This is a genomic window from Nonomuraea sp. NPDC049419 (genome assembly GCF_040676995.1).
Lineage (GTDB): Bacteria > Actinomycetota > Actinomycetes > Streptosporangiales > Streptosporangiaceae > Nonomuraea > Nonomuraea salmonea.
In genome coordinates this window covers 168,737-184,739 of the sequence record NZ_JBFAQB010000009.1, presented here as the reverse complement: position 1 = coordinate 184,739, position 16,003 = coordinate 168,737, and the positions used below count along the sequence as shown (strand labels likewise).

Here is a 16,003-nt window from a genome sequence, read left to right as displayed (position 1 = left end):
GCGCGCAGCCCTCCGTCGCTACAGCCGCTCGACGCGTTCACCCTCGGCGAGCACGCCTCGGGTGTCCAGCACGAGCTTGGCCTTCGCCTCGACCATGTCGAGGTCGAACGCGGCGTGCTGCTGCAGCAGCAGCGTCACGTCCGCGTTGGTCACGGCCTCCGCCAGATCCTCCTCGCGCGGCACCGCGGTGCCGTCTACCGACCACTCCTTGACGTAGGGGTCCGCGAACGAGAGGTCGGCGCCCAGTTCCAGCAGCGCACGCGCCACGGGAAGGGCCGGGGTCTCGCGTTCGTCGGCGATGTCCGGTTTGTAGGTGACGCCGAGCAGGACGACCTTGGCGCCGTTCACGGCCCTCTTGTGCCGGTTCAGCAGCCGCTGTACGCGGGCGACCACGTACGAGGGCATCCGCTCGTTGATCTCTTGCGCGAGCTCGACGAACCTGAAGGGGTAGCCCAGCTTGCGCACGGTGTACGACAGGTAGGACGGGTCGACCGGGATGCAGTGGCCGCCCACGCCGGGACCCGGCAGGAACTTGTGGAAGCCGAACGGCTTGGTGCCGGCGGCCTCGATGGCCTCCCACAGGTCGATGCCCAGCTCGTCACAGAAGATCGCCATCTCGTTGACGAGGGCGATGTTGACGTGCCGGTAGGTGTTCTCGAGCAGCTTGGCCATCTCGGCCTCGCGGGTGCCGCTGACGGGCACGATCCGCTCGATGAACCGGCCGTAGAACGCCGTGGCCCGGTCGCGGCAGGTCGGGGTGAAGCCGCCGACGACCTTGGGCGTGTTGCGCAGGCCGAACTTGGAGTTGCCCGGGTCGATGCGCTCGGGCGAGAAGGCGAGGTGGAAGTCCTCGCCCGCGATCAGCCCCGAGGCTTCGAGCAGCGGCCTGGCCACCTCGTCGGTGGTGCCGGGCCAGGTGGTGGACTCCAGCACGACCAGCGTGCCCTTGCTGAGGTTGCGGGCGACGGCCTTGGTGGCGCCCTCCACGGCCGACAGGTCGGGCCGGTGGTCCTCGTCGAGCGGGGTGGGCACGCAGATGACGATCGTGTTGCTTCTGGCCAGCACGGTCTCGTCGAGCGTGGCGCTGAACCCTTGGGACAGCATGTGCTCGAGGTCGGCGTCGGTCAGGTCGTCGATGTAGGAGCGCCCGGCGTTGAGCGCGTCGACCTTGGCGGGGTCGACGTCCAGGCCGACGACTCGCAGACCGGCGGCCACCGCCTCCTTGGCGAGCGGCATGCCGACGTAGCCCAGGCCGATGACAGCCAAGTCTATTTCTGTCACAGCTGTGCCTTAGAGAGCCGGAAACAACACTTCATGGTGGCAAAGGTTATCTCAAGTCCACCTAGCTCACGCCTAATGCGAGCGAACCAGTCACAAGAGACAGGCATCTGAACGGTCATCGATCGGCAAGGGAACGGTATAGAGCTTGATAAGTCTCGGCAACGCGGCTCCATGTCCGCTTCGCCGCGACCTCCGCCCGGCCCGCCTCGCCCATCTCGGCGCGCTTGGCGGGGTCGTCCCTGAGCCCGCCGATCGCCTTGGCCAGCGCTTCTGGATCGCCTGCCGGCACGAGCATCCCGGCCCCGTCGGAGCCGACCAGCTCCGACAGCGCGGGAAGGTCGCTCAGCACGACCGGCTTGCCGAGCGCCATCGCCTCGACGGGTTTCAATGGCGTAACAAGTCGGCACACCCGCAGGTCCTCACGCGGGCAGGCGAAGATGTCGATCGCGTCCTGGGCCTGCAGGGCCTCGTCGGGGCCCACCCGGCCGGGCAGGATCGCGTCCTTGAGGCCCAGCTCCTCGACCAGCGCGAGCAGGTTCTCGCGCTCGGTGCCGTCGCCGACGATGAGCACGCGTACGGGAGAGCCGCCGTCGCGCAGCAGCGCCGCCGCCTTGAGAAGTGTGGCAAATCCCTCATAAGCCACGATGCTCGACACCGAGCCGACGACGATCTCGCCTTCCTCGATGCCGTACGCGCGACGGAACGCGGCCCCGTCGTAGTGGGCGGTCAGCAGCGAGTCGTCCACGGCGTTGGGCGCGAGGTGGATCTTGTCCCTCGGCACGCCGCGCTCGACGATCTCCGCGGCCATCGTCTCGGCCAGCGTGACGACCGCGTCGGCCGCGCGCATGAGGAACGCCTCACGCTCGCGCTGGAGCACGTGACGCTGGCTGCCGATCCTGATCGGGTCGCGGGAGGCCCACGTCTCCTCGAGGAAGCCGCGGACCTCGTAGACGAACGGCGTGCCCGTGCGGTCGCGCACGGCGTGGGCGATCGAGCCGTTGCGGTGGTCGGTGGCGGCGTGCAGGAGCTGCGGGCGCAGCTCGGTGACGAGCTTGGTGACGCGGTCGGCTCCCCTGATGATGCGGCCCTGCGTCTCGAACGGCATCTCGCCGTGGGGCTCGGGCAGCAGCCGGTGGTAGGGGATGCCGTCGATCTCGTCGTACGGAGCCGCGTCGGCGTGCCCCTGCAGCATCGGCCAGCCCCAGCTCGTGACCACGTGCGGGTCGATGCCCGCGGCCTTCTGGGCGCTGACGATGCGGTGGGTGCGCACGGTGTAGCCGGCCTGCGTGTACGGCAGCGCGTTCGTGACGACGTGCAGGACCCGGTTCTGGACCCGCTCCAGGATGGCCACCTTGGGCGCGGGCGGGATGGGGTCGGGGCTGATCGCGGCCAGCTCGCCCCGGTAATAGGCGGCCCTGCGCTTGACGAAGGGGTATTTGGTGTGGGCCTCCAGGACGGCGGCGGCGTCGCTGACCCGCCCTGCGTCCCAGTGGGTCTTCGCCTCGTTCCACGGGCCCTTGACCACGCGCATGCCGAACTTGCGCACCATGCGGCGGGCCCGGCGGGCGGCCGGCCAGGCGACGCTGCCCACGACGGGTCGCAGCCGGGGCGGGAGCGTGTCGGCGGCGGCCTGGGCCACGCGGACCGGGTCGGACTTGACCTTCGTCCACACCACGCGGGAAACGATGACCGGGTGGTTGACGAAACCTTTGAGAAGCCCACCGACGCCGGCACGGGCGGACTTCGCGGAGACCCGGTCGGAGGTACGGGAGGAGTCTTGACGACTGGCGTCGGATGCCACGGTGGGACCGTACCATAGGCAACGTTTTTTCCCTTCCGCTATGAAAGGCGAGGTCATGAGGGAGAACCCCCTGGTCCTGCACGTATTGGGCGCTCGTCCCAATTTCGTGAAAGCGGCCCCGGTGGTGCGGGCACTCGGCGAGCTCGGCGTGCGGCAGGGCATCATCCACACCGGTCAGCACTACGACGCGCTGATGTCGGACGTCTTCTTCGCCGACCTCGGATTGCCCGAGCCGGTGGCCAATCTCGGCGTCGGCTCCGGCAGCCACGCCAAGCAGACGGCCGCGCTGCTCGTGGGCCTGGAGGAGGTCGTGCAGGAGCACGATCCCGACCTGGTCGTGGTCTACGGCGACGTGAACTCGACGCTGGCCGCCATCCTGGTCTGCGCCAAGCTGGGCGTGCGGACCGCGCACGTCGAGGCGGGGCTGCGCTCGTACGACAGGGGCATGCCTGAAGAGGTCAACAGGGTCGTCACCGACGCGCTGGCCGACCTGCTGTTCGCGACCTCGCCCGAGGCGCTGGCGTACCTCGCGGCCGAGGGGATCCCGGCCGGCAAGGTGCACCTGGTCGGCAACCCGATGATCGACAGCCTGTTCTCCGCGCTGCCGTCGCTCGACCCGGCCCCGATCGTGGCCAGGCTCGGCCTGCCCGAGCGCTACGCGGTGGCCACCCTGCACCGCCCGGCCAACGTGGACACCGCCGAAGCGGCCAAGGAGCTGGTGGACGCGGTGCTGGAGGTGTCGCGGCAGGTCCCGGTCGTGGTGCCGGTGCACCCGCGCGGCAAGGCGCGGCTGGCCGACGCGGGCCTCGTGGGCGGCGAGTCCGTCAAGGTCATCGACCCTCTTGGGTATGTGGACTTCCTCTCACTCGTCCGCGGCGCCGCGCTCGTCGTCACCGACTCGGGCGGCGTGCAGGAGGAGACGACCATGCTGGGCGTCCCGTGCCTGACGGTCCGGCCCAACACCGAGCGGCCGATCACGGTCACGCACGGCACGAACCGCCTGGTCACGCCCGCGCTGCTGCCGGCCGCGGCGGAGAAGGCGCTGGCCGACGGCGCCGCCACGCCGGCCGGTGAGCTGCCGGTGCTGTGGGACGGCAAGGCGGGGCCGCGCATCGCGACGGTGATCGCGGCGTGGCTGAAGGGGGACAACCTCGCTCCCGCATCTCAGGGCAAACGCCCCGAATAGCGGCCATACCCCCCGTAGTATGAATCACCTCCGCTGAGCGATAGGCGTACCACCATGGCCGAAACCCCCGAACAGCCCGCTTTCCAACGGCTCGGGCCCGTCAACTGGCTGCCCGAGGAGCGCAAGCTCATCGAGCGCTACGAGGCCGAGGTCAAGGAGCTGCGCAGGCGGCTGGAGATCGCCGAGGCGAAGGCCGCGTACGCGTCGTGGAAGCTGGAGGCGACCCAGGCCAAGCGCACGTTCAAGCTGGGTGAGGCCCTGGGGTCGAAGAAGCCGGCGAAGATCGTCGAGGCCGTGCGGTCGAAGGAGCGCGCGCCCAAGCCGCCGATGCCGGTGACCGAGGCCGTCGAGCTGGCCGGCAACCGGCCGCCCACGGTCGAGGTGCCGCCGGTTAAGTGGCCGAAGGGCCCGGTCAACCGGCCCGACCTGAAGGTCGCGGTGATCCTCGACGACTTCTCCAGGATGGCCTTCCGCTACGAGTGGGACCAGATCGAGTTCGGGCTCAAGGACTGGCCGGAGATCTTCGCCGAGAAGCGGCCCGACCTGCTGTTCTGCGAGTCGGCCTGGCACGGCAACCAGGGCCGCTGGCGCTACCAGATGACCGGCACGAACGCCCCCAAGGAGCCGCTGCGCGACCTGGTCGCCTGGTGCAGGCAGGAGGGCATCCCGACGGTCTTCTGGAACAAGGAGGACCCGCCGAACTTCGACTTCTTCATCGACACGGCCAAGCTCTTCGACTACGTGTTCACCTGCGACGGCGACATGCTGCCGAAGTATCGCGAGGTCCTGGGCCACGACCGGGTCGACGTGCTGCAGTTCGCCGCCCAGCCGCGCGTGCACAACCCGATCCAGCAGAACAAGGGCCGCCTGCACGACGTGGTCTTCGCCGGGATGTACTTCCGCGACAAGCACCCCGAGCGCCGCGAGCAGATGGAGACCGTGCTCGACCCGGTCAGGGAGCTCGGCCTGCACATCTTCGCCCGCAACGGCGAGGTGGACGAGAAGTACGCCTGGCCGGAGAAGTACCGGCCGCACATCGTGGGCGAGCTGCCCTACGACCAGATGCTGGCCGCGTACCGGATGTACAAGGTCTTCCTCAACGTCAACTCCGTGCTCGACTCGCCCACCATGTGCGCGCGGCGGGTCTTCGAGCTGTCGGCCTGCGCCACGCCCGTCGTCTCCGGGTGGTCACGGGCCATCGAGGAGACGTTCGGCGACCTGATCCCCATCGCGCGGGAGCCGGTGGAGTCGTACAACCAGGTGCTGCACCTGATCAACAGCCCTGAGCTGCGGGCCAGGATGGGGCACCTCGCGATGCGCGAGGTGTTCGACAAGCACCTGTTCTCCCACCGCGTGGACCAGATCCTGCAGAACCTCGGCCACCAGGTGACGCTGCGCTCGCGCTCGATCACCGTCGTGCTGCCCACCAACCGGGCCGCGCAGATCGAGCACGCCATCTCCTCGGTCGCCAAGCAGCGGCACCGGCCGCTCCAGCTCGTCATGGTGCTGCACGGCCTGGACATCGACCCCGTCGTGGTGGCCGACAAGGCACGCATGGCCGGCGTCACCGACGTCGTCGTGCTGCCCGCCGACGCCTCGATGACCCTCGGCGCCTGCCTCAACCTGGGCATCGCCGCCGCCGAGGGCGAGCTGATCGCCAAGATGGACGACGACAACCTGTACGGCGAGCACTACCTGTCGGACCTGGTCAGGGCCTTCGACTACTCCGACGCCGAGCTGGCGGGCAAGGGCGCGCACTACGCGTACTTCGAGGGCTCCAACACGACCATGCTGCGGCTGCCCGGCCTTGAGCACCGCTATTCGTGGCTGGTGCAGGGCGGCTCGTTCCTCGGCAAGGCCGACCTGTTCCGCTCGTATCCGTTCGCGGACATCACCAGGGGCGAGGACACCCATCTCGTACGCCGCCTCAAGGAGGACGGCGTCAAGATCTACTCGGCCGACCGGTTCAACTTCGTCTACTGGCGCAGCGCCGACACCAGGATGCACACCTGGCAGGCCGACCACATCAAGCTGACCAGGAACGCGCAGTTCTCCTTCGTCGGCCGTCCCGACGACCACGTGCTCATCTGAGATCTCCCGGCGCCGGCCGGGAGATCCACATGTGCGTTCTCAGCGGCTCGCCCTCGCGAGGTTCTGGTCGGCGAGGTTGGCGAGCTCGTACAGGCCCTTGGGCTTGACCTGCTGGCCGACCACGAGCATGGACATGATCGTGGTGCCGCGCCTGATCATCACCGAGCCGATCTGCGCGTTCTGCTTGCCGCCCGCCGCCGTCGTCAGGTAGGCCCGCGACTGGTCGCCCTTGGCGGGCATGTCGAGCGTGCGCGTCTTGTACGTGACCGGCGTGCCCCCGACGTCGGCCGTGTAGGAGGCGCACTTCTCGGGCAGCGCGGCGGGGAAGTCGGGCTTCGGCAGCGACACCACGGCCTGGCTGATCGAGCCGCGCTCGGCGGAGAAGGCGATCACCGCGGCGGGCGACTTGGCGACGTCGGTCTTGGCCGCGTCGAGCTGGGCCGCTCCCGCGCACTCGGGGTGCTGCAGCTTGGCCTGGCGGACCGCCTCCAGACCCTGCTGGGTGGACTTGAGCGAGCCGAACGCGCCGGTCTCAGGGCCGTACGCGACGCTCATGCCCTTGGGTACGGGCAGCAGCGCAGCGCGCAACCTGTCGGTCTCGGCCGCCGACGGCGCGGACGGCGCCGAGGCGGCCGGGGCCGCCGGCTTGTCCTCGGTGGCGGAACATCCGGCCAGGACGAGAGTGCCCAGAAATATGCCGGAAACTGCTTGACGCATGGGTTCTCCATTTCACTCCAGCGGCATTGTGGAAACGTTAGAGGAAGTGACGGCTGAGCGGCCGTGCAACGTCGCTATTCGCGGTTATGGCGGCTTCGGGAGCGATTTACCGTTCGCCCGGCCCAGCGGGCTCTACCTCGGCTTATGTGCCGCAAAACGACATCAGCCGTATTGGGATGGGCAAAATGTTCGCCGATGTTCTGCGCGTCTCTGTGCGGCTTTTCTCCGGCCTGCTGATGATCGCGGCATGAGCCTGACCCCGCGCGATCTCGGTATGGATGTGCCCATTTCCCGCCGCGACTTCTTCGACGGGATCGCCGTCTCCTGCGTGGCCGGCGCCTCCGCCGTCTCCACCGCCGCGCCCATCACCGGGCCTGCCAGAACCGCCTCAGAGCCCGCGAGAGCGCCCGCCGCCCTCACTGTGCTCGGGGACACCGGTGAGGCGCTCAGCGTGCCGCACGCGCTGCGGGACGGGCGGTTCTGGGAGCATGCGGGCGCCCCCGCGCCGACGGGGGAGCGCTACGGGCTGGTCGTCGTCGGGGCAGGGCGCAGCGGGCTGAGCGCCGCCGCCGAGTGGTCGCGGCGGCGCCCGCACGACCGCGTGCTCGTGCTCGACAACCACCCCGAGGGCGGGGCAGGGCGGGAGCGGCTGCGCAGGGGCGCCGTGTTCGACGCCGTGATGTGCGACAAGGAGAGCTTCGGCGCCGACACGCTCGTCACGCTCGCCTCCCCCGGCTGGATCGACCGGCTGCCCATCGCCGAGCAGGCGCGCGCGGACCTGCGCACCCTGTACGACGCCCCGCCCGACTGGCTGCCGGGGCTGTCCAGCGATGCCAAGGAGGAGCGGCTGGCCGGGCTGACGTACTCGGCGTTCCTGCGCGAGGTGTGCGGGGCGCACCCCGACGCCGAACGCTTCCTGCGGACCATGTCCGCGCCCGAGTGGGGCTACGACACCCGGGCGTTCGGCGCGATCGACGCCTGGGGGACCGGCTACCCGGGCTTCGCCGGGCTGGGGCTCGACCGGTCGCGGCCGTCCCGGTACAACTCGGCGACCGTACGCGCGGAGTGGCACGGGCCCGCCCCCCGGCCCGCCCCCGAGCCTGCCCCGCCCGGGGCGCGGCACGTGCGGTGGTCGAGCCCGGTCGTGTCCGTGCGCGACGGGGCCGGCGCGGCGACCGTCGGCTACTTCGACGGGCACCAGGTGCGCACGGTCGAGGCCGGGGCCGTCGTCCTGGCCTGCTGGAGCGCGGCCGTGCCCTACCTCGTGCCCGGCCTGCCCGAGGAGCGGCGGCGGGCGCTGAGCCGGGCCGTACGCGTGCCTCTGCTGCGGGCCGAGGTGCGGCTGAGCGACCCGGCGGCGTGGCGGCGGCTCGGCGTGCGCCGGGTGCGGTGGACCGGCGCGTACTGGTGCGCCGCCGAGTTCGCGGCGCCCGACCTGGTGCGGCTGCTGGCCACGCCGTGCCGGTCGGAGCTGGGGCCCGACGCGGGCTCGGCGGCCGGGCGGCGCGAGCTGTTCAGGACGCCGTACGAGGTGCTGGAGCACACCGTACGCGACCAGCTCGCCCGGCTACTCGGCCCGGCCGGCTTCGACCCGGGGCGCGGCGTCGCGGCGATCACCGTGGACCGCAGGGGGCACGCGCTGCCCCCCGAATACTGCCGCCCCTGGCACCCGTTCCACCCGGACGGCCCGTCACCCGCCGACGCGGCGCGCGGGCGCTTCGGCCGGATCGCGATCGCGGGATCGGACGCGGGCGACGGAGCCGCCGTGCGCGCCGTCGAGGAGCTGCCATGAAGACGATGTGGCTGAGGATCTTCCTGACCGGTTTCGTGCTGTGGCTGGCGACCGTGATCGTCACCGGCTGGACGGGCAACTCGAACCTGGTGCCGACGGTGGTGCTGTTCGGCAGCTTTCTGGTGCCGGTGACGTTCGTGGTGTGGGCGTACGGGCGGGGGCGCTCGCCGGTCGTCACCGTGGAGCTGCTGTTCCAGGCGTTCGTGATCGGCGGCGTGCTGGGCGTGCTCGGCGCCTCGCTGCTGGAGAGCTGGCTGATCCGGCCTTCGCTGCTCATGTACGTCCTGGTCGGCCTCATCGAGGAGGCCGTCAAGCTGGCGGCGCTGGTGTTCGTCACCCGGCGCGTCGCCAGGCGCTCGATCAAGGACGGCGTGGTGCTGGGCGCGACCGTGGGCTTCGGCTTCGCCGCGTTCGAGAGCGCCGGCTACGCCTTCAACGCGCTGTTCACCTCGGAGGGCCTGTCGCTGAGCCAGCTCGTCGAGACCGAGGTGCTGCGCGGCATCCTCACTCCGGTGGGCCACGGCCTGTGGACGGCGATCGCGGGCGGCGTGCTGTTCGCCGCGCGGGGCCGGTTGTCAGTGCCCGTCGTGCTGACCTACCTAGGGGTCTCGCTGCTGCACGCGCTGTGGGACTCGATGAGCGCGATCGCCATCGCGATCACGCTGGTGCTGACGGGCCGTCCGTGGCAGTTCGAGCTGCTGCGCATCGGCCGGGTGCCGCACGTGTCCGCGTGGCAGGTGCACGTGTACACGCTGCTCAACTGGGTGGGACTCATCGTGATCTCGCTGGTGGCGCTCGGGTGGCTGTGGGGTGTGATGTCCGCAGGACGCCGCGAGAGGGAGACCTTGTCCCAATAATCACGGTAATGAACGTCTTCCCCCCACTGCGCCGGAAGCATAATCGGTGCTAGTCTCCTGTGCGATCTTCCGGAGGTGTATTTACACAAGGTGTGGAAATGCCCCCGACTCGAGGTTGGGACATGGGCTCGCGAAACCGGTCAATTCGGTTCAAGATCTTCTTATTGCTGCTGCTACCCCTCCTGTCTCTGAGCGCGCTCTGGGGTTTCGTCCTCAACCTCACCATGGGCGACGCCCAGTCACTGCTCCGCGCGAACACCCTTTACGACACCATCGGCGTCGCATCCACCGACCTGGGAATACAGCTGCAGGCCGAGCGCGTGCGCTCCGCCGAGACGGTGACAACGCGTCAGCTCACCGAGGTGCTCGGCGCCCAGCGCGCCCGCACCGACCGGTCCGTCGCCGAGTTCAGGCAGGCCGTCGCCGACGCGGGCGGCGCGGCCGACGGCGTCCTCCGCCGGCCGCTCGACACCCTCGACAGGTCGCTCGGCAACCTCGGCGCCATCAGGGCGAACATCGACAACGGCAGCGCCTCACGGCTGTCCGGGCTCAACGCCTACAACCGCATGCTCGACGCGCTCTTCGCCGTCTACGACAACCTGGTCACCGTCCCCGACCTGCCGCTCTACCAGCAGGCGGCGTCGCTGCAGGCCATGGGCATGGCCAGGGAGTACATCTCCAGGGAGCACGCGCTCATCGTCGGCGCGCTCGACGGGCAGCGGCTCACCGAAGACGAGACCACCGCCTTCACCGAGTACGCCGCCTCCAGGAAGTTCCTGCACGCCCGCGGCCTCGCCGGGCTCGACGTGGCGCTGCGCCGGCCGTACGAGCAGGTCTTCGCCACCGAGCCCTACCTCAGCTTCGCCACGCTCGAAGACCGCGTGGTCAAGACCGGCGCGCCGCCCACCGACGCCTCCTCCTGGCACGAGACCGTCGACAAGCTGGCCTCCCGCCTCGACGACCTCAACACCGCCTCCACCGCCACCCTCGCCGCCCGCGCCTCCGACGCGGCCACCTCCACGATCGTCAGGATCTCCCTCGCCGGCGGCCTCGGGTTGATCGCCGTGCTCGCGTCGATCATCATCTCTGTACGCTTCGGTCGTCGCCTCGCAGGAGAGCTGGCCGGGCTGCGCGCCGCCGCGGTCGAGCTGGCACAGCAGCGGCTGCCCGCCATCGTGGCGCGGCTGCGCAAGGGTGAGGACGTCGACGTGCGGAAGGAGGCCAAGGCGATCAAGGTGAGCGGTTCCGCTGAGATCACCGACGTGGCCAGGGCCTTCGGTTCCGTGCAGCGCACCGCCGTCACGGCGGCGGTCGGCCAGGCCGCGCTGCGGCGCGGGGTCGGCCAGGTCTTCCTCAACCTCGCCCGCCGCAAGCAGGGCCTGCTGCACCGCCAGCTCGCGCTGCTCGACGGCATGCAGCGGCGTACGCACGACCCCGACAAGCTCGAAGAGCTGTTCCGGCTCGACCACCTGACCACCCGCATGCGCCGGCACGCCGAGAGCCTCATCGTGCTCTCGGGCGCCGCGCCGGGACGGGCCTGGCGCAAGCCGGTGCCGGTCATCGACATCGTCAGGGCCGCGGTCGCCGAGGTCGAGGACTACACCCGCGTCTCCGTCGAGACCATGCCCGCGGGCGCCGTCGAGGGCACCGTCGCCGCCGACCTCACCCACCTCGTCGCCGAGCTGGTCGAGAACGCCACCATCTACTCGCCGCCCGACACCACCGTCCAGGTGCGCGGCGACCTCGTCAGCAACGGCTACGCCATCGAGGTCGAGGACCGCGGCCTGGGCCTGACGGCCACCGAGTACGAGCGCATCAACGCGCTGCTGTCCAGGCCGCCCGAGTTCGACCTGGCCGACAGCGACAGGCTCGGCCTGTTCGTGGTGGCCAGGCTGGCCGAGCGGCACGGGATCAACGTGCTGCTGCGCCGCTCGCCCTTCGGCGGCACCACCGCGATCGTGCTGGTGCCGCGGTCGGTCGTCACCGAGCAGACCGCGCAGGAGGCGGCGGGCGGTGACGGCAAGGCCGAGCTGCCCAGCCGTACGAGGAAGAAGGCGCTGGCCGTCGTGACCTCCGGCACCCACGCCGGGCTGCCACGACGGGTGCGCCAGGCCAACCTGGCCCCGCAACTGAAGGAACCACCGCCGGAGCAGGAGCGGCAGGAAGAACGCTCTCCCGACGAGGTACGCGACCTGTTCTCCGCCTTCCAGCGGGGGACCCAACGCGCCCGAGAAGAAGCTCCTGAGGAGGGGCCCATGACCAAGGGGGATGCATGACTGCGCCGACCACCAACACCGGTGAGCTCAACTGGCTGCTCGACGACCTGGCCACCAGGGTCGCCGCGGTACGCCAGGCGGTGATCCTGTCGACCGACGGCCTGGCCGTGGGCTATTCCAAGGGCCTGACACGCGAGGACGCCGAGCACCTGTCGGCCGTGGCCGCCGGGTTCCAGAGCCTGGCCAGGGGCACCGGCCGGCACTTCGGCGGCGGCGACGTGCGCCAGACCATCGTGGAGATGGAGTCGGCGTTCCTGTTCGTCACCGCGGCCGGCCAGGGCACCTGCCTGGCCGTCATCGCCGAGGCGAACGTGGACGTCGGCCAGATCGCCTACGAGATGGCGATGCTGGTCAAGCGGGTGGGCCAGCACATCACCACCAACCCGCGCGCTGGAGCGTCATGAGCGACAGCCCGCAGTGGTTCGATGAGGAGGCGGGCCCTGTCGTCCGCCCCTATGCTCTGATTCGCGGCAGGACGCGGTCGTCGGGCGACGCGTTCGACCTCGTGGCCACCGTACGCGCCGTCGCCGACCCCGAAGGGGAGCCCGGCGACGACCTCGGCCCCGAACAGCAGCAGATCCTGCGGGCGGCGCGCAACCCGATCTCGGTGGCCGACCTGGCCGTCGAGCTCGACCTGCCCGTCGGTGTCATCCGGGTCCTGCTGGGTGACATGCGTGACCACGGCCTCATCTCGGTGACGTCGCCCTCCGCAGGAGGGTCGCGGTCGAATGAGCGCATTCTCAAGGAAGTGATCAATGGACTCCGTGCTCTCTGAGGACCCCGTCGCGCTCAAGATCCTGATCGCGGGCGGGTTCGGCGTCGGCAAGACCACCCTGGTCGGGTCGATCAGCGAGATCAAGCCGCTGCGCACGGAAGAGGTGCTCTCCGACCGCGGGATCGGCATCGACGACCTCGACGGCGTCGAGGGCAAGAACACCACCACCGTGGCGATGGACTTCGGCCGCATCACGATCCGCGAAGGGCTCGTCGTCTACCTGTTCGGCACGCCGGGGCAGGAGCGGTTCTGGTTCATGTGGGACGAGCTGTCCTACGGCGCGCTGGGCGCGGTCGTGATCGCCGACACCAGGCGGCTGACCGACTGCTTCCCGTCCGTCGACTACTTCGAGCAGCGCGGCACGCCCTTCGTGGTGGCCGTCAACTGCTTCGAGGGCGCCGAGCAGCACAGCGTGGACGACGTGCGCATCGCGCTCGACCTCGACGACGACGTCCCCGTCATGCTCTGCGACGTGCGGCGGCGGACCTCGGCCAAGGAGGTCATGATCACGCTGGTCGAGCACTCCCTGCGGACGCTCACCTCGGCGAACTAGCCGCCCTGGGCCCTTCTGCTAAAGGGCCCGCAAGCCGTTGATCACCTCGCGGAGCAGGCTCTCCGACGGGGTGGCGGCCTTGTCGCGCGGCGGGCGCACGGTCACCAGGTTGTGCTCCAGCAGGTCGCCGAGCAGCACCCGGACGACGCCGACGGGCAGCCCGAGATCCGACGCGACCTCGGCGACCGGCTTGTTGTGCCCTGACACGACGTTCAGCAGCCGGCGGTGCTGAGCGCTCAGCTCGGCCCTGGCCGGGGCGGGCACTCCCGTCAGCACGACGGTCGCCAGCAAGTCGACCTCGGCGGAGGCGGGCCTGGTGCGTCCGCGCGCGACCGCGTACGGCCGCACGACGGGCCCCGCCTCCTCGTCAACCCACTCGTGCTCGCGGCTCACGATCGAGATCCCCCATCCTGCTCGCTTTCCTGCCGGCCGCGCTGCCAGCCCGACTGGAGCGAGGAGAGCAGCGCCCTCGCCTCCTCCGGCGAGCGCTCCTCGACGGCCGGCGCCGGGCCCTGAGCCGGTCCCTGCGCCTGTCCCTGGGTGGTGCCGGGCTCAGGAGCCTGGCGCAGCCGCTGCGGCAGCGCCGTGGCCCGCTCACGGCGCGGCAGCTGCCGCGGCGGCGGGTCGTCCTGAGGCGGCGCCTGCTTCGGCAGCATCGCGCCGCCGTTGCGCTTGCTCGTACGGACCCTGCGCGGCAGCTCGCCAGGCCCCGTGGTGTCCGTCCTGATCACCGACACCGGGACCGGCTCGAACTCGGGCTGCTGCGGCTGCGTCATCGGCTCGACCAGCGTGGCCGGCACGAGCACGATGGCCGTGGTGCCCCCGTACGGTGACTGCTTGAGCGTCACCTTCACCCCGTGCCTGGCGGCCAGCATGCCGACCACGGCGAAGCCGAGCCGCTCGGTCTGCGCGGGGTCGAACTCCGGCGGGCTGGCCAGGCGGGCGTTGATGGCCCTGCGGGTGGCCTCGTCCATGCCGAGCCCGCGGTCCTCGATCTCGACGGCGAAGCCCCTGCCGACCATCTCGCCGTGCACCGAGACCTCGTTGTTCGGCGAGGAGAACGTGGTGGCGTTCTCGATCAGCTCGGCGAACAGGTGCATCAGGTCCGCCACGGCCGCGCCCGACAGGCCGCACTCGGGCATCGGGTAGACGCGGACCCGCGTGTACTCCTCGACCTGGGCGGCGGCGCCGCTGAGCACGTCCTCCATCGGGATGACGCCGCGCCACCTGCGGCCGGCCGCGCCGCCCGACAGCAGCACCAGGCCCTCGGCGTGGCGGCGCATGCGGGTGGTGAGGTGGTCGAGCCTGAACAGCCGCTCCAGCGCCTCCGGCTCCTCCGTCTGGCGCTGCATGTCGTCCAGCAGCCTGAGCTGGCGCTGAAGCAGCGACTGGCTGCGGCGGGCGAGGTTGCGCAGCGCCTCGGCGACGCCCTCGCGCATCCTGGCCTGCTCGACCGCGGCGTCCACCGCGGTGCTCTGCACGCTGTCGAACGCCGCCGCGAGGTCCCTGACCTCGCTGGTCGCCTTCTCGCTGACCGTGATCGGCGGCGCCTCGGTCGCGATGTCCACCTTGTCGCCCTTGCGAAGCTTGGTGACCACGTCAGGCAGCCTGATCTCCGCCAGGTCCAGCGCCGTACGCCGCAGCGCGCCCAGCTCCCGGGTGAGCCGGCGGCCGACCTTCACCGAGATGACGATCGAGAACACCACCGCGATCAGGCCCAGCGCGCCCGCGACCGCGGCCCTGGTCACGACCGCCGCACCGGCCGGCTCCATCCTGGCCAGCAGCTTGTCGCCGGTGCTCGAGATCGCCTCGCGGTATTCCCTCTGCACCTGCTCGGAGATGCCCCGCCACAGGTCGAGGTCCATGGGCTGGCCGTTGATGTACGCCTCCAGGAGGTTCTCCATGGTGACGTAGCGGGAGCTGTAGTACAGCTTCTCGAACGGGGCGCGCAGCTCGGTGTCGAGGTTGGCCAGGGCCTTCGGGAACTCGTACGTCCTGGCGCCGTCGATGCCCGCCAGGATGTGCACGTCCATCATGCCCGCCTTGCCCTTCGAGGCGATGACCAGGGCGTTCTCCCTGGACAGCAGCTCGCGGGCCTGGTCGGCGGCGATCAGGCCCTGGGCCTGCAGGGCGAGCTGCAGGTCGGTGCTGACCGTGAGACGGGAGTACAGCAGGTGGATCTCGTCGGAGATCCTGGCGTACTCGGTGACCAGGGTGCTCGGGGTGAGCCGGCGCTCGTCCAGCTTGCGGCGGATGTCCGGCAGCCGGTCGATCGTCTCGAAGACGGTGCCGAGCTGGGTCTTCATGTCCTGCGTCAGCGCCGACTGCGTGTCCTCCGACATGGCGGCCTGGCGCAGGGTCTTGCCGGCTTCGTCCACCTTGGCGCGGGCCTGGGCGATGGCGTCCTCGTCGCCGCCCGTGCCGGCGAGGCGCTCGGCCGAGGCGAGCCGTTCCGTCTGGAGGTCGGAGACCAGCCGGTCGGCGTTGTTGATCACGCCCGTCCAGATCGTCTCGACCTTGAGCAGATTGAGCGCCTCTCCCGACGTGGTGCTCGCGGCGAAGCCCCAGAGCGCGACCAGGGAGACCAAAGGGATGACGAGCAGCGTCGAGATCTTGAATCTGATGGATCTGCCCGATGCCATGACACCTGCTCCCGGATAGAAGATCGCGGGAG

Annotated in this window: 13 protein-coding genes; 8 read left to right on the top strand and 5 right to left on the bottom strand. The window is 70.4% G+C overall.

The annotated features are described in order from the left end of the window. Positions 1 to 18: 18 nt before the first annotated feature. A complete protein-coding gene (locus tag AB0K12_RS26430; protein ID WP_364566929.1) occupies positions 19 to 1,272 on the bottom strand; it encodes a nucleotide sugar dehydrogenase in 1,254 nt (417 codons plus the stop codon). Positions 1,273 to 1,396: 124 nt separating this feature from the next. After that, positions 1,397 to 2,956 carry a glycosyltransferase family 4 protein gene (locus AB0K12_RS26425; protein ID WP_364566481.1) on the bottom strand — a complete coding sequence of 520 codons (1,560 nt, stop codon included), beginning with the start codon at positions 2,954 to 2,956 and terminating at the stop codon, positions 1,397 to 1,399. Positions 2,957 to 3,137: 181 nt separating this feature from the next. Between AB0K12_RS26425 and wecB the strand changes: the two genes are divergently transcribed. Both wecB and AB0K12_RS26415 read left to right on the top strand, forming a co-directional pair. After that, on the top strand, positions 3,138 to 4,268 hold the full coding sequence (wecB, locus tag AB0K12_RS26420) for a UDP-N-acetylglucosamine 2-epimerase (non-hydrolyzing) (protein WP_364566478.1): 1,131 nt from the start codon (positions 3,138 to 3,140) through the stop codon (positions 4,266 to 4,268). 54 nt (positions 4,269 to 4,322) lie between these two features. After that, positions 4,323 to 6,359: a glycosyltransferase gene (locus AB0K12_RS26415; protein WP_364566475.1), complete on the top strand. Its 2,037-nt coding sequence runs from the start codon at positions 4,323 to 4,325 to the stop codon at positions 6,357 to 6,359. A 39-nt stretch (positions 6,360 to 6,398) separates the two neighbouring features. Here the strand turns inward: AB0K12_RS26415 and AB0K12_RS26410 are convergent, their stop codons facing one another. Continuing rightward, a complete protein-coding gene (locus AB0K12_RS26410) occupies positions 6,399 to 7,076 on the bottom strand; it encodes a hypothetical protein (protein ID WP_364566471.1) in 678 nt (225 codons plus the stop codon). A gap of 247 nt (positions 7,077 to 7,323) precedes the next feature. On the opposite strand from AB0K12_RS26410, the gene AB0K12_RS26405 reads away from it, so the two are divergent. From AB0K12_RS26405 to AB0K12_RS26380, 6 genes are all read left to right on the top strand, one after another. After that, positions 7,324 to 8,868, top strand: coding sequence for a hypothetical protein (locus AB0K12_RS26405; RefSeq protein ID WP_364566469.1), 1,545 nt, complete (start codon positions 7,324 to 7,326; stop codon positions 8,866 to 8,868). After that, the gene (locus AB0K12_RS26400) at positions 8,865 to 9,725 is read left to right on the top strand and encodes a PrsW family glutamic-type intramembrane protease (protein WP_364566466.1); all 861 of its coding nucleotides are present in this window, start codon (positions 8,865 to 8,867) and stop codon (positions 9,723 to 9,725) included. The genes AB0K12_RS26405 and AB0K12_RS26400 overlap by 4 nt, the downstream gene beginning before the upstream one ends. 164 nt (positions 9,726 to 9,889) lie before the next feature. Continuing rightward, positions 9,890 to 12,001 carry a nitrate- and nitrite sensing domain-containing protein gene (locus AB0K12_RS26395; protein ID WP_364566463.1) on the top strand — a complete coding sequence of 704 codons (2,112 nt, stop codon included), beginning with the start codon at positions 9,890 to 9,892 and terminating at the stop codon, positions 11,999 to 12,001. Then, complete coding sequence (locus AB0K12_RS26390) at positions 11,998 to 12,405, top strand: roadblock/LC7 domain-containing protein (RefSeq protein WP_364566460.1); 408 nt, start codon at positions 11,998 to 12,000, stop codon at positions 12,403 to 12,405. Before AB0K12_RS26395 ends, AB0K12_RS26390 begins: the two co-directional genes overlap by 4 nt. Then, a complete protein-coding gene (locus AB0K12_RS26385; protein ID WP_364566457.1) occupies positions 12,402 to 12,776 on the top strand; it encodes a DUF742 domain-containing protein in 375 nt (124 codons plus the stop codon). The genes AB0K12_RS26390 and AB0K12_RS26385 overlap by 4 nt, the downstream gene beginning before the upstream one ends. Next, the gene (locus AB0K12_RS26380; RefSeq protein WP_364566455.1) at positions 12,757 to 13,329 is read left to right on the top strand and encodes an ATP/GTP-binding protein; all 573 of its coding nucleotides are present in this window, start codon (positions 12,757 to 12,759) and stop codon (positions 13,327 to 13,329) included. Before AB0K12_RS26385 ends, AB0K12_RS26380 begins: the two co-directional genes overlap by 20 nt. Before the next feature lie 18 nt (positions 13,330 to 13,347). Here AB0K12_RS26380 and AB0K12_RS26375 read toward each other — a convergent pair whose 3' ends face one another. Then, on the bottom strand, positions 13,348 to 13,722 hold the full coding sequence (locus AB0K12_RS26375) for a DUF742 domain-containing protein (protein WP_364566452.1): 375 nt from the start codon (positions 13,720 to 13,722) through the stop codon (positions 13,348 to 13,350). Then, on the bottom strand, positions 13,719 to 15,971 hold the full coding sequence (locus AB0K12_RS26370) for a nitrate- and nitrite sensing domain-containing protein (protein WP_364566449.1): 2,253 nt from the start codon (positions 15,969 to 15,971) through the stop codon (positions 13,719 to 13,721). The genes AB0K12_RS26375 and AB0K12_RS26370 overlap by 4 nt, the downstream gene beginning before the upstream one ends. Between the last annotated feature and the right edge of the window lie 32 nt (positions 15,972 to 16,003).